This window comes from Moritella viscosa, assembly GCF_900120065.1.
GTDB lineage: Bacteria > Pseudomonadota > Gammaproteobacteria > Enterobacterales > Moritellaceae > Moritella > Moritella viscosa.
In genome coordinates, this window is record NZ_FPLG01000037.1 from 51,624 (window position 1) to 66,842 (window position 15,219).

A 15,219-nucleotide genomic window follows, 5' to 3' on the forward strand; every position below is an offset into this window, starting at 1 on the left:
TTGCGAGTACAATTCGCGAAAAAGGAGTGGCGGAAAGACCATCCTTTACCAACTTATTGGAGAAAGAAACGGACTCACTATTCACTTCCAAAGGGCGAGTTTTTGTATATGTAGATAGTTGTTATTACAGCGCAATAGTAGCAGTATAATATATTGATGCATATCAGATTAGTGTAAATATTGAGTTACTCAATAAACACACCTTCTTGTACCAGTTTTTTGCATATTGACAGTAACTGATCGCATTCATTGCTGCTTAGTGGTGAATAGAACTCAGCAATTGATGCCTGTAGCAAGATGTCGGCATTTATTTTGGTGGTGAGGCCATCGGCAGTAAGGGCTAGATAGCGGGCTTTTTTATTTATATCACTTTTATGTACTTCAATTAGTCCGCGTTTAATGCAGTTGTCAACCAGACGCTTGGTTACCGAGCGTTCTCGGTGCAGTGCTGTTGATAGGGTTTGCTGTGGTACTTTGCCCAAATAATCTAATACTCGCAATGCACCTAACATCTCTAGTGTTATATCAAATTCGGCCGTGAGTTTTTGATTCGAAATTGTGCGGAACTGCTTATAAGCGAGTCCCATCATAAAGGCTACGTTCTCATTCAGTTCTGGGATTAGGGTGATTTTCTTGCTCATGTTTGTCTCGTGAAATGGTTAACCGATAACCAATAAATAAGATAGTCAACGTGATAAAGAGTTGCCACGCACGTAAAAACGTATTGTCTAAACCAAAGCTATTGTTGCCCATATAAAGTTGAATTGGCAGTATCGTCGCTAATAATGTATCTGCATGAACACCACTGGTAAACCCGGTTGTTGATAGCATACTGCTAGTCAGTATAAAGATAACGCTACCAAGTGATAATGCATAAAATCCGAGCGTACTTTGATGGCCCGACATCAGAAAGATAAATACACCTGCAATAGCACAACCTGCAATTTGAGTGATAAAACGCTGCTCTATAAGCTCAATGAACGTGCCGCGATTAAACTGAATTGCTGCGGATATTACAGGTACCATGCAAAACGTAGCCGGTAGCATATCAACAACCAACAAAAAACCTAAACCAGAACCGATTAAGGCTAAAGACACCAATCGGTGACCGTATGTTACTGATTGCGGTTTAAACTGAGGTAGTTTACCCAATTTAGGTACAGGAAACAAAGTAATCATCAATTTTGTCACTGTAGCTGCAATCACCATTGCTGCAAAACATTCACGGATCATACCTGGCATATCGAAATGACCGCTTTGCGAAAATATCACCATCAATACCCAGTGAAAACAAGGTAGTATCATTTTAGCTAATTTAATCGGTGTATCTGCTCGACGTCGTAGCTGATCAAAAAAGAGTAAACTTATAGTCCAACTGATAAAAGGATGACCGTAAAATAACTCACTGACAAAGACTGCCAGTGCTGCTGATATAAGCGAGGGGGCGAGAGTCCGTGACATCGCCAGCCAAGAAAAATCTCTACCTTTAGTGATTAACATGGTTGGATACAAAGCCAGATAAACCGGGTTATCAAAGTTAAGGATTTTACCCAACATCATACACAAGGTAATTGTGAATGAGATCCGCAGCGCCTCTTGCAGATTATTTTTCGGCTTGAGTGACTGAGGCATTAATAAATATATCTAAAATAAGAAACAAAGGTGATCCAACTGTAACCGATAGTAGACAGCAGGCTATTACTATTTTGTACGATAACACTGGCTTTAGCGCCTGACATTAATGCGCTGTCAATGCCCTCAACTTGTATACGAGTACGTATTTTTTGTTGTTCACGGATCCAACGATTATCATTCTTCACCGTTGATAGTTGGTTCGTTAAATTAGAGGCGTCATAAATGGCGCTATCTTGATTTAATAATGTGCCATTAAATACCTGCCCCGGGATAGCATCAAATACGACGGCGACTTTAGTACCAATGCCTAACAAGCTCATTCCTTTTTCGTTAAAATCAGCACCAAGCCAACTGCTGGACTCATTAACTAAAAATAATGCCACCGAGCCCTTAGCCACATAGCTACCCACCTGCAGTTGCAGATTACTTACTGTACCTTGGCTTTTGGCTTTAATGTCAGTATTAGCAAGCGCAAGTTTAGCTTGATCTAGCTTGGCAATGGCAAGCTCAATTTCTGCAGTATCATTGTGATCTGAAAGTGTCGATTTAATACGTTGGATCTCTGCCTTAGCAATCGCCACTGCACTTTTAGACAGATTAAAACTGAGTTGTACATCTTCAACATCTTGCTGAGTAATGAGGTCTTTATTAAACAGTGATTGATAACGTCGTAACTTGGTATGTGCATTGGTAGATTCGGCTTGACGTTGATTTAAGGTTTGCATCGCTGATGTTAATGTTTGTAACTTCGACGAGTTAGCCTCTTGGGCCAAATGTAGTTCAGCTTCAGCTTGGCGTACCGCTACCTTATACGCTGCCTTGTCTAAAGAAAATAAACGCTCGCCAGTATGCACTTGTTGGCCATTCTCGACATAGACCTGAGTGATGACACCTGTTACTTCAGGCGCAATATTTGCCACATTCTTATGTAAACTCGCTTGAGTCGTAAAGGGAAGAACATTGTCAGAGGTGACTAAAAATGCAGAAAAGCCAACTGTAGTAGCCAAAACGGCATAGATAATAGATTTATAAACGACATGCTTCATTTTTGTTGCTCATACAACTAAATAGGTTGCTTGATTATACATCCTTATGTTGCATGTGCAACAAAAAGTGAAAATGGTATAGAAAAAAAGCGAATGAATGAAATAAGATATCGGAAGGGGGAGACGTACCGCTGATCGCGCGATACGAAGTCATGATTAAGTATTATTGTCGATTAGTTTTGTTCTAATCCGGGAAAATGGCTTAGGGCGAGATCGGCGATGTTCTGTAATTCAGCTGCGCTGATGCAGTTGGTTGCCTGAATCGTCATGCCTTGAATAATTGTCGCCAAGTATTGAGCAAGCGACTCAGCACTGTACTCCGTGGTTAAATCCCCTTGCTGTTGAGCTTCTTCCAAGCGTATTTTTAGTTCGTTTTGATGATTCCGGCGGCGATTTATTAATGCTTGCTTTACCGATTCACAGGCATCGCTCCCGGTTAAGGCGCTTTGAATAAGCATGCAACCTTGTGGGTTATTATGATCTGCTAAACTTTGCGCCGCGCCATTGAGCATGGCTGCAATAACCGCTTTTGCAGTCGTTTCTTCTAATGCGGGACGGAAATAACCACAAGGTCTTTGCTCATATAAATCAACGGATTTAAGAAATAATCCTTCTTTATTGCCAAATGTTGAATACAGGCTTGGCTTGTTGATCCCCATTGCTTGTGTGAGATCACTGAGTGATGCACCTTCATACCCTTTAGCCCAAAATACTGCTAATGCCTTTTCTAAGACGTCATCAACATCGAAGCCTTTAGGGCGACCAACGCAACTTGTTTTAGACATATTTTTTAGACCTTTTATTACCTTTATTTATGCGCATAGGATAGACAGAGTGTTGCCTTCTGTCCAGTGTCTTTACAGATGAAAACTATTGACTCTATTTGAAAAATATATACTATACCGATCGGTACATAACATTTTGTACTGATTGGTATGTAATATTTCTTACCAGTTGGTATGAAATGATAGACCAATGCTGTGCAATAAGCGCCGTATCGACAGACACTAATTATCTTGATTTGCTGATTGCAAAATAGCGTAACGAAGGGACACCATCACATGAGAACAAGCAATATATTCCGCACATTCATGCTCACCAGTTTAACTGCACTGGTATTAACCGCATGTGGTAGTGAAGAATCGCCACAATCCCAAGCACAGAGTCGAGCTGCACCAAAAGTGAGTGTTGCCAAGGTGCTGAATGAACCTGTCACGGAATGGGACGAATTTACTGGCCGCTTAGAAGCGCCAGAACAGGTCACCTTGGTCCCTCGGGTATCAGGTTATATCAATTCGGTGAATTTTGACGAAGGTGCTTTAGTTAAAAAAGGCGCTATTTTATTTCAAATCGATCCCAGTGTATTTATGGCAGAAGTACAGCGTTTAAAAGCGAAATTAAGCAGCGTGACAGTCGCAGAAAAATTGGCAAAAAATGATTATCAGCGCGCCTTTAAATTATATAAAAAAAATGCCGTGTCAGAAGAGTTAATCGATACCCGCCAAGCTAATATGCATCAAACTACAGCTGAAGTTGCCTCGGTTAAAGCCGCGCTCATGAGTGCCGAACTCGATCTTGCTTATACTCGTGTTAAAGCGCCTATTTCTGGACGTGTTTCTTATGCGAGCGTCACTATGGGTAACTATGTGACAGCCGGACAAACAGAGTTAACCAGTCTGGTATCTACCGCACATATGTACGCCTATTTTGATGTTGATGAACAGACTTACCTTAAATATGCGCAGTTAACGGCGCAACATAAACGTAATGACCAGCGTTCTGATGGCAATCCTGTATTTATGGCACTCGCGAATGAAAGTGATTTCCCTCATACAGGTGTGATTGATTTTGTTGATAATGCGATTAACCATAACACTGGTACGATCCGAGTCAGAGCGCGCTTTGCTAATAACAGCAATGATTTATTACCGGGGTTATTTACCCGTTTACGTATTGCGGGCAGTGCAACTTACACTGGTATTTTGATTGACGATAAAGCCATTGGCACGGACTTAAATAATAAATTTGTGTTAGTTGTCGATGCTGATAATAAACTGCAATACCGTGGGGTTTCACTGGGTGAAAAAGTACAAGGCCTACGGATCATTAAACAAGGCTTATCTGCTGAAGATAAGATTGTGGTGAATGGATTGCAAAAGGTACGTCCAAATATGGTCGTTGAACCGAATATGGTTGAGATGGCAACACCTGATAATTTATCGGCATTGCGCCATGAGCAAGCGGTATTAGAGCAAGCGCGCGAATTAGTATTAACACGAGTAGCGGGATAAATATGTTTTCTCAATTTTTTATTAAAAGACCCATCTTTGCAGCGGTGATCTCATTGCTGTTTTTTATCTCGGGTGCGATATCCGTCGGTTTAATGCCGATCACTGAATATCCCGAGGTGGTGCCGCCAACTGTGGTTGTATCGACAAGTTATCCGGGTGCGAATCCTAAAGTGATTGCCGAAACTGTCGCGTCACCCTTAGAGCAAGCAATTAACGGGGTGGAAAACATGTTGTACATGTCTTCACAAGCTACCTCGGATGGTTTGTTAAAATTAACTGTCACGTTTGAGATCGGCACCGATGTTGATAAAGCCCAAAGCCAGGTTCAAAGTCGTGTTGACCGTGCTGTACCAAGGTTACCTGAAGAGGTTCAGCGTTTAGGGGTTGTAACTGAAAAATCATCGCCAGATCTAACCATGGTTGTGCACTTAATCGCGCCTGATAACCGTTATGACATGTTGTATTTATCCAACTATGCCGCATTAAATGTAAAAGATGAATTAGCCCGTATTGACGGTGTCGGCGCAGTAAATCTATTTGGCGCGGGTGAGTATAGTTTACGCATCTGGCTTGATCCAAATAAAGTGGCGTCTTTGGGACTGGCACCTGCTGATATTATAAATGCGATACGTGAGCAGAATAAACAAGCAGCAGCGGGTAGTTTAGGTGCGCAGCCAAGTGGCGCAGATTTTCAATTACTGATTAATGTGAAAGGGCGTTTATCGACTCAAGAAGAATTTGAAGGCATTATTATTCGTGTTGGTGGGCAAGGTGAGATCATTCGCTTAAAAGATGTAGCGCGCGTTGAACTAGGTGCGCAAACTTATGCACTGCGTTCATTACTTGATAATAAAGAAGCGGTTGCTATGGGTGTGTTTCAAGCATCTGGTTCTAATGCGATCCAGATTTCTGATGATGTACGTGCCACTATGGACCGCTTATCACTGAATTTCCCGGATGGTTTGGAGTATTCAATAGTTTATGACCCAACGGTATTTGTACGTGGTTCGATTGAAGCGGTAGTGAAAACCTTGTTTGAAGCGGTATTACTCGTAGTGTTAGTAGTGGTGTTATTCTTACAAACATGGCGCGCTTCGATCATTCCATTAGTTGCTGTACCTGTGTCGTTAGTTGGTACGTTTGCATTCATGTATATCATGGGCTTTTCATTAAACGCCTTATCCTTATTTGGACTGGTGTTAGCTATCGGTATCGTCGTGGACGACGCTATTGTCGTGGTGGAAAATGTCGAGCGTAATATTGATGAAGGTCTTGACCCTGTTGCTGCAACGCAAAAAGCGATGAAAGAAGTAACCGGGCCGATTGTGGCAACGACCTTAGTTCTTGCGGCTGTATTTATTCCCACTGCGTTTATGAGTGGTTTGACTGGGCAATTCTATAAGCAATTTGCGTTAACAATCACTATCTCGACCTTTATTTCGGCGATTAATTCACTGACATTAAGTCCTGCGCTGTCGGCGTTATTGTTAAAGGGCAGAGATGAGCCAAAAGACAGATTGACCCGTGCTATGGACAAGTTATTAGGCGGTTGGTTATTTGCCCCCTTCAACCGCTTGTTTAATCGTGCATCGGAACGCTATACCTGGATGGTACGCAAAGTTATTCGCTTTGGTGGCATTATTGGTATCTTGTATTTTGGTTTAGTGGTGTTAACGGGTGTGCAATTTTCGCAAACTCCGACTGGTTATGTACCAGGACAAGATAAACAATACTTGGTGGCGTTTGCCCAATTACCTGACGCAGCATCGTTAGAACGTTCTGATGCCGTGATCCGTAGAATGTCCGATATTGCCCTTGATCACCCTGGGGTATTACATTCGGTGGCGTTTCCTGGATTAAGTATTAACGGTTTCACTAACAGTCCTAACTCAGGTATTGTTTTTGTTACTTTGGATAAATTTGAAAATCGAACAACGGCTGATTTGAGTGCGAATGCCATTGCGCAGCAACTGAATCAAAAATTTGCCGGTATTGAAGATGCCTTTATTGCGATCTTCCCTCCGCCGCCAGTACAAGGACTAGGAACGATTGGTGGTTTCCGTTTACAAATACAAGATAAAGCTAATTTAGGTTATGAAGCCTTGTATAAAGCAACGCAAGCGGTGCAATATAAAGCATGGGCAACGCCTGAATTAGCGGGGATATTCTCGAGTTATCAGGTTAATGTGCCACAACTTGATTTAGATATTGATCGTACCAAAGCCAAGCAAGAAGGGGTATCTTTGGACCAGATATTTAAAACCTTGCAAACCTACATGGGTTCGAGTTACGTGAATGATTTTAACTTGTTTGGTCGAACCTACCAGGTGAAGATGCAAGCCGATGAATCTTTCCGACAAACACCAGAGCAAGTTAGTCAGCTTAAAGTACCTAATCTGCAGGGGGATATGGTGCCCTTGGGGTCATTTATTACTATTACGCAGTCTGCAGGTCCAGATCGTGTGATGCGCTATAACGGTTATACTACCGCTGAAATTAATGGGGGGCCAGCACCTGGTGTCAGTAGTGGTCAGGCACAAGCGGCGATTGAAAAGATCCTCGATGAAACCTTACCGATTGGTATGAGCTATGAGTGGACTGAAATTACGTACCAGCAGATTATCGCCGGTGATACTGGTATGTTCGTGTTTCCATTGATTATTTTGTTAGTATTCCTGGTATTAGCAGCGCAATATGAAAGCTTGAGTTTACCACTGGCGATTATCTTGATTATTCCGATGACGATATTATCAGCAATCAGCGGCGTACTTATGTACGGGGGTGATAACAACATTTTCACTCAAATTGGCTTAATTGTGTTAGTTGGTCTAGCCACTAAAAATGCTATTTTGATTGTCGAATTTGCTAAAGAAAAACAGGATTTGGGGATGAATACGATGGATGCAATTTTAGAATCTGCAAAATTGCGTTTACGTCCTATTCTAATGACGTCGTTCGCATTTATCATGGGGGTTGTGCCTATGGTGTTGTCAACGGGGGCTGGCTCAGAAATGCGTCAGGCAATGGGCGTTGCGGTGTTCTCTGGTATGATAGGGGTGACCGTATTTGGTTTAATTCTGACTCCGTTATTCTATTATGCGTTAGCAAAACGCGATAAGCGGAGTTGCGTCGAAAATAATACAGCGTTAAGGTCGGATTAAGACTTAAACTGAGTAAAATAAAAGGCGATATGATGTTCATATCGCCTTTTTTGTACCAACTATTGAGCCGCGGTACTTTCGCTATTTTAACACCTGCACCGTCATTTTAGTCGCTTATATTGCACGTGGTTAATTGGACTGGTTGTGAGTTGTTAAATGGAATCTTAAACTGGTATATCAAGTTAAACTTGGTGTAAACGTCTTTAAATTCATTAATTCATAGTAATAATTCGTTTGTTTCAAAGTGTTGCGTGACGTGTTGACATGTTAATTCTGTGTAGATAAGATCTCCCTCTAAAGTAATACATCTAAAGTGGTGTGTATGAAGCGGAATAAAATGGATATGAAAAAAATATCACATAAAGTTAGCTGTATTTTGGCTTGTGTAATGGCTGGTACTTTTACCTCGGGCGCACAAGCATTCAATTCAGAAGAACATAAAAACATAGTCGATAATGCTATCGCGCAACTCAAAATTCCAGAGACAATCAAATTACCGACTACGGTGTCACTAAAGAGCAGAACTGATAGTTACACGAAAGAGCTCCGTGCAGCGAAACAACTGGCTGCAGGCTTTGATGGTAATGATGAAAATGACTATGATTCATATAAATATAATGTACAGGACAACTGTTATTATAGTGGCTTTGGTCAAAGTCATTATAATAACACAATCTATATTCCCACTGGCAGTCAGCTTCCAACCAAACTGCTTACGCTGAACACGAATATGGGCAGTCAGTCTGATGAGTTCACATTAGGAGAACTGGCGGCAATCTATGGTGATTACCGTCGGACAACTTCGTGTGATGCTGATGGTCAGTGCTTTTTAAGCAATGATATTAAAGAGAATATTGTTTTTAAACACGGTTCACATCCGGCGTATTGCCCTCAACCGGTAAAAAATACGACCTATCTGCATCATGTCGGTTCTGGTGTTGTGCCGCCGTTTGGCGCACTCGGTAACCTGAGTTCTAACACTGCAGGAGATGGAGAGTTAGAAGAGGCTGCGTGGTGGGGAGATGAAATGATGCGGATTGCTAACGTGAATGATTGGCATTTCTCTGACGCTGCAGTTGCTTGGTACATAGGCTTACACCGTCAAGCACTTTATTATGCAGACAAAGCCCGCACCGAGCCAAAATACTGGAACGTTGCTTTACATCATGAAGCTAACGCCTTGCACAGTCTAACTGATTTGTTTTCATTTGGGCATGTTGTGACGTCTCGTGAGGAATCATCATTTAACATGATAAAAAGTGCAGGTTTAAAAGAGAAAGGTACTTATCTGTGGATGGAAGCGATCATAAAACAAGCTGGTGCGACACGTGATAGAGATGGCATTATTTCGTTTGCTTTGGCCGATTTTCCGCCCATCATGCGAATAGCAACCGCTCCTCGTAATGACTTCATGCCTTCATACCGTGGTATCTGGATGATGTGGGCAAAAGATGAGCAAGGGTTCCATGATAGGTTTAATGAGAGTGGTGCACTTGTGCGTAATTTAAATGGTGATCGTTTTCAAATATACGGTGATAGCCACCTTAAAGAGTTGACTGACCAAAGCAAAGAAATCATCATTATGGCCACTAAAACGTCTATTCAATCTTTGCTTGATGCTTACCAAGCGCTTGAACATGGCAGTGATATTAGCGAAGTGGGTGCTGTTGGCAGCCAATTTTTTAATGCATTAAACTATTTACCTGCGTTTGTAGAAAAAGACGGTGATAGTTACTTTACCGGTACTTGGACCAGTTATGCAGATGTGATTAACACCATGGTAGGTAGTGGTAAGGTGCTGAATGACAAAGCTAATTGCACATTGTCGACGGTGAGCGGTAAAATACGCGGCCGGCTGAAAAAACGTAGCAAAGCTTGTACGGTGTTTTGATCGATTATGCCACCTTAAGGTGATTAAAATTTAGGGTGGCATATATTCACAAGAAATGAGTACATAGGGTGTACTCATTTTTCTTTTATTACATTATCCATTTCCACCAAATGAATACCGCTAAGAAGCTAAACAGATAAATCAAACCCGCCCATGAAAGTAGTTTCATGCCGGTGGTGAGTTTTAACGCTTTTGGTAGTTCGGCTTGTGTTACTAAACGATAATTAATTAATGCAAAGATCGGTGTGGTCATAAACGCTAACACCATCGCAAAGTTCAGCATATCCATTAAAGATGACGTAAAGAAGAATAAGATTGCCAATGCACAAGCACTGATTGTTACCATCCATACTTGGTGATATTTGCGTTGTTCAAGTGGTTGCTTGGTGATTAACAAGTGAGACTCTGCTAATGCACGGGAGTAGCCATCAATGACAGTGATCGTACTGCCAAATATACAAAAGAAGGCCACTAGTGCGATTAAATTACCAGACCACTCACCAATCGTTTGTGCATACATGCTTACTAATTGATGTGAAAAGCCAATACCTGAGCTTTTTAATTCAACCCCATTACCATGGAGTACCAACGCGCCAAGCATCACAAAAGCAACAGCAAGTAATGCAGTACCTATATAGCCGACATTAAAGTCAAATAATGCCGAATCTGGCGTTACTAGTTGTTCTTTCTGCTGGTTCTTCAGCCACAGCGAGGTAATGCTTGAAATTTCAATCGGTGCTGGCATCCAGCCCATCATGATCACGATAAAACCAATCGCTGATACTTGCCAAGGAGATGGGCTAACATAGTCAGCAGGAGCAACTGCACCTTGATTCAGCGCTATCACTACTGCGGCTACGGTCGCAACAACCAGTACAGCCATAATCAGTTTAGAAAGCTTATCAAGGGCTTTTAAATGACCTGCAAGTAAGATAGCGAGGCATACAGCCAGCACAATTGCTGAAAGTGTCGTTAACGGCAGTGACCAAGGTAGAAAGTAACCGAGTAGACTGGCACTAAAGAGTAGCAGTGCTGAGGTATTCACAATCCCTGAAATGACATTGAGCCCAGTATAAAGCCATAAATAGCCCTTACCTAATTCACTATAGCCTTGAATCAAGCTTTTATTGGTGCCTAATGTGTATTGTATTCCTGCACGAAAAAAGGGGTACTTGAACAAGTTTACCAGTAAAATCAATCCAATTAGTTGCCAGCCATAGGTTGCCCCAGCCTTCGTTGATGCGACTAAATGAGAGCCGCCAACAGCCGCGGTTGCCATCATAATTCCTGGACCTAAAGATTTGATTCTTTGTTGCCATATACTTGTTGTCGCTGTTAGCGTTGTTTGCATTATCACATCCTGTTGATTTAATGTCGTTGTTATTAATGTAATGGATTTAAAGTGTTACAGTTGTCGTTATTATTGGAATAACAAGATAGTTATCATTATTTAAAATTATTTAGCGGGCTGTGTAAATGTTCTGAAATAATATATTTGAGTGTATTGCAAGAGCAATAACTAAAAACCGTTACCTATATCATACATACTGTTGACTGTGTCATTATTCCTGTAACTATCCCTAATGTATAGGTTAGAATCAGCAAGTTATGCTGGTGGAAATATAAATATCTTAAGTTGCTCAATGCCATGCTCCTACTGTAGGGTCGTGGATAAATTTTGTGATGAGAGCTAATCGTAGATACCTGTTATTTGGATAGCTATATTTACCGAATTGTTATATAAGCTGTTGTTTTTTCATATTTCAAAGATATTTATCAGTATATCGTATTTTAAACAGCTGTAATAATCGGCATGTTGTGATTGTTATTTGAGCATCTGTAAGCGAAAGTATATGGACGTAGAGTTATAGTTTTATACATGTTAATTTATTTTCATAATTATTCTATAAACTGGCAATGTCTTTAATGAATGGAAATTCAGTGGTTATTCTTCTCACTGAAAAGTTACACAGAAGTAGCTAAGTGGAAGTATTATTTTATTTATTATTGAGGTGTTATACACAAATGAGCGATATCATGGGAGCTGGTCCAAATACCAGTAAAGTTAGGGATAATGAAGGCGATGAATTGAGCAAACATAGCCGATTTTTACGCAAAATCGCTTGGATGGTCGAAATCATTGTTGTATTTATCGGTCTTTGTATTTCAATATCATTAATGACAAGTGACAATAATTTGACCAGTGCATTCACATTAGCTGCGCCTTTTGTAATGATTTCGTTGGTGGAATTAACCAAGATCCCTTTTGTAATCGGACTTTGGCATTCACGTAAATCATTCCCTATGTACCTGTTGATCATTAGTTTCTTGTGTCTTATCACATTTGAAACCTTACTTAATGGTTTTGAACGCGCTTTTTCATCGATTAATAGTCAAATTAACATCAGTGAAATTGAGATCAGTAAAATTGAAAACCAGATCAAAATTAATGAAGAAAACATTGAAATTGCATTGCAAGACTACAATCTAAAAACCCAGCAAATTGACAACGATACCACTACGGTCAATGCGAACTATAAATCGAAATACGCCAGTGAAGTAAGACGTAATAAGCGTTTATCAAAGAATATTCCACAGTTAAGTCGCGCTCTTGCAGCAAAAAAAGAGGAATTAATTCAGCTTAAAGTTGAAAAGTCAGAGCTGCTACAAGAGCTATCACAGAAGAAAGAGCAGCGCTTTAAGTCATCGATGGAACGCACTCAAGGTAACGCTGATTTAGTACAAGCCGAACGTAACCGTTTATTAGCTCAGCTTAATAAACTGAATGCCGACAAAATTGTTGCGTTAGATGATTCGAATTTCTTTACTTCTGCAGCGGTAAAAAAAGACTACGATGAAAAGATCCGCCATGTTGAAACTCAGCTTAACAAGATTAATAACAACACTATTATTGTTAAAGATAACAGCCCTGATTTAGAGTCTGTTCAATTCCTTGACGATTATTATGCTGATTTACTTGGATTGAAAGATGATATGATCCAGCAGAAAAACGAAGAGGTGAAACAACTTAATCGTAGCTATAAAAATGCGGTGAGCGCGAGTAATAGTAATTTAGCGGTTAAACAAAGAAAACTGGCTAAGGATAAAATCACAGCGTTACGTAACTTAGAGATTAAGCGTGATCAAGCAGATGTTCAGTTCTTAAATGAGAAAGACTACATCAAAGAGATCAAGCAAACGAATATGAAGTTACGTTATGATATTCGCGTGATTGAAATAGAAGCGAACACAATGGCGTTATCTAATCAGGTTTATCGTATGGCTTCTTATATTGATAATGTTGATCATTATAAAGAAGTGAAAACAGAAACCTTAACGCTTGTTGGTTTAGTTTGGTTTGGTTCATTAGCCTTAATCGGTTCGATCACGGGTATTGCGTTGACTTTATCTGGATTACATCTGAATAGCCTTGCAAGAAAACGAGACAAAAAAACAAAGGTATATTTTGATAACGAAGTATAAGTAATACGACTAAACGTTATTGATATAAACGGAGCCTGCATAATTAATATTAATTGTGCAGGCTTTTTTAATTTTAATTTTAATTTTTCATACTAAAAACCGACTTTTCCCCGATAGCCGTCCTCATGTATCAATGCCAAACTATATGTCCTTTGATTTACAAGCTGTTAAGAGTAAGGGCAGATCGTATATGGCAAATTTTAGACTTGGATTTGAAAAGGTATTACACAACGAAGGTGGTTATAAACTACATCATGTAGCAGGTGATCGTGGGGGATTAACCTTTGCGGGTATTTCGGCAAATGCCCATCCGCAATGGCTTGGTTGGCGACTATTAAAGAATCATGGGAGTGAGGGACAACAAGACACGCAGCTCATTGAATTAGTTTTTAACTTTTATCGTTATAATTTTTGGAAAAAAATTAATGGTGACATGATAACAAGTCAGAAAGTCGCTGAGAGCTTGTTTGATTTTGCCGTGAATACTGGTCTTAGCACTGCCGTTAAGCTTGCACAAGTTGTTGTTGATGCCACGCCAGACGGTATTGTTGGACCAATTACGTTATCCAAACTTAATGAATATAATGAATATAATGAATCTTTGTTTGTTTCCCATTATGCATTAGCCAAAATAACCCGTTACGCGAAGATAGTGACAAACAATGAAAATCAAAACAAATTTTTATTGGGGTGGATTAATCGGACATTACAGGGATTAGCATAAGTATTGGATTACTAACGGTATTTAATGCCAAACGCTTATTGAACAGTATATTGAGTTTGGCTATCGGTAGTATGCATTATTATCATAAGTACAATAATCTATAAAAACACACAGTAAGCTTGCTTATTGAACAATTCAGTCAATTAAACATCACTTTTGTTTTGTCTATTATGAACATGATGTCTATAAAGAGATTATTATCTACTTTAAAGAGTAATTTTGAACAAACCGTGCATTTTTATCCCATAATATTCTTATGAGTTGAGGGTATGAAAGGGGAACAATCATGATCCAACCGACGCACGGCAATGATGATATTTCAAACATCACGGTATTATCATTTATTGAGCCACATCCATTATTAGTTGATATTGCTAATAATGACGATATCAATATGCAATTCATTACGGCGCAAGATGCAATCGCGCATGATGTCAATTTACTGCAATCAGATTTGATTGTGGTCATTTATCAGCAAAAACATGTTAATCAGCTTAGTTATCTTTCTCGCCGTAAAATTATTGAGGATAATTATATTGCAACGATTTGGTTGAATATCGATGAGATTGATAAACGTAATAGTTTAACCGCATTACGGTTTGTTAATCATATGGCGACAATGCTGAATAAAAATCAACTGCTTAAATTTGATATCAGTGATATTTCTTCATTAGTGTCACATTCTAAATCCCTCCGTTTTTTTGAAACATCTTGTGAAGAGAGTTCATTGAACCTAGCTGCCAACGATACGATAGCGGATTCTGCAGCGATGATTATTGTAACGAAAGAGCCCATTTCAATACGAAAAATAAACGCAGGTTTTGAGGCTATTAACGAGATTTGTGAGCACAAAGTACCTTGTTTTTACGGTGTTCATATGTCACCTAAATACAGTGCTAAGCACACTTATTTGTATCTCGTTGGTGAACGCTAAAGTTATCGCTATCAATAGGAAAAATTAGTAGGTGCCTATAATAAACACCTACTA

Annotated in this window: 11 protein-coding genes; 6 read left to right on the plus strand and 5 right to left on the minus strand. The window is 39.9% G+C overall.

The annotated features are described in order from the left end of the window. Positions 1–185: 185 nt before the first annotated feature. The 4 genes from BT797_RS05725 to BT797_RS05740 form a co-directional block, all read right to left on the minus strand. Positions 186–641 carry a MarR family winged helix-turn-helix transcriptional regulator gene (locus BT797_RS05725; protein ID WP_075471309.1) on the minus strand — a complete coding sequence of 152 codons (456 nt, stop codon included), beginning with the start codon at positions 639–641 and terminating at the stop codon, positions 186–188. Next, on the minus strand, positions 604–1,632 hold the full coding sequence (locus tag BT797_RS05730) for a DUF2955 domain-containing protein (RefSeq protein ID WP_075471310.1): 1,029 nt from the start codon (positions 1,630–1,632) through the stop codon (positions 604–606). Before BT797_RS05730 ends, BT797_RS05725 begins: the two co-directional genes overlap by 38 nt. Continuing rightward, positions 1,632–2,681 (minus strand): HlyD family secretion protein, encoded by a 1,050-nt coding sequence (locus BT797_RS05735; protein WP_075471311.1) that lies wholly within the window; start codon positions 2,679–2,681, stop codon positions 1,632–1,634. Before BT797_RS05735 ends, BT797_RS05730 begins: the two co-directional genes overlap by 1 nt. A gap of 173 nt (positions 2,682–2,854) precedes the next feature. Beyond that, positions 2,855–3,466 (minus strand): TetR/AcrR family transcriptional regulator, encoded by a 612-nt coding sequence (locus BT797_RS05740; RefSeq protein WP_075471312.1) that lies wholly within the window; start codon positions 3,464–3,466, stop codon positions 2,855–2,857. Positions 3,467–3,742: 276 nt separating this feature from the next. On the opposite strand from BT797_RS05740, the gene BT797_RS05745 reads away from it, so the two are divergent. The 3 genes from BT797_RS05745 (at position 3,743) to BT797_RS05755 (ending at position 10,024) form a co-directional block, all read left to right on the plus strand. Further along, positions 3,743–4,972 (plus strand): efflux RND transporter periplasmic adaptor subunit, encoded by a 1,230-nt coding sequence (locus tag BT797_RS05745; RefSeq protein WP_075471313.1) that lies wholly within the window; start codon positions 3,743–3,745, stop codon positions 4,970–4,972. A gap of 2 nt (positions 4,973–4,974) precedes the next feature. Next, positions 4,975–8,133: an efflux RND transporter permease subunit gene (locus BT797_RS05750; RefSeq protein ID WP_075471314.1), complete on the plus strand. Its 3,159-nt coding sequence runs from the start codon at positions 4,975–4,977 to the stop codon at positions 8,131–8,133. 322 nt (positions 8,134–8,455) lie between these two features. Further along, entirely contained in the window at positions 8,456–10,024 is a 1,569-nt protein-coding gene (locus tag BT797_RS05755; protein WP_139291639.1) for a hypothetical protein, read from the plus strand. An 88-nt stretch (positions 10,025–10,112) separates the two neighbouring features. Here the strand turns inward: BT797_RS05755 and BT797_RS05760 are convergent, their stop codons facing one another. Next, the gene (locus BT797_RS05760; RefSeq protein WP_075471316.1) at positions 10,113–11,375 is read right to left on the minus strand and encodes an NRAMP family divalent metal transporter; all 1,263 of its coding nucleotides are present in this window, start codon (positions 11,373–11,375) and stop codon (positions 10,113–10,115) included. A 674-nt stretch (positions 11,376–12,049) separates the two neighbouring features. On the opposite strand from BT797_RS05760, the gene BT797_RS05765 reads away from it, so the two are divergent. The 3 genes from BT797_RS05765 to BT797_RS05775 all read left to right on the plus strand — a co-directional run bounded on the left by BT797_RS05765 (position 12,050) and on the right by BT797_RS05775 (position 15,165). Further along, positions 12,050–13,507, plus strand: a complete 1,458-nt coding sequence (locus tag BT797_RS05765; RefSeq protein ID WP_075471317.1) for a hypothetical protein — start codon at positions 12,050–12,052, stop codon at positions 13,505–13,507. Between the two features lie 190 nt (positions 13,508–13,697). Continuing rightward, entirely contained in the window at positions 13,698–14,231 is a 534-nt protein-coding gene (locus tag BT797_RS05770; RefSeq protein ID WP_075471318.1) for a glycoside hydrolase family 108 protein, read from the plus strand. A 286-nt stretch (positions 14,232–14,517) separates the two neighbouring features. Then, positions 14,518–15,165, plus strand: coding sequence for a hypothetical protein (locus tag BT797_RS05775; RefSeq protein ID WP_045109860.1), 648 nt, complete (start codon positions 14,518–14,520; stop codon positions 15,163–15,165). Positions 15,166–15,219: the final 54 nt, after the last annotated feature.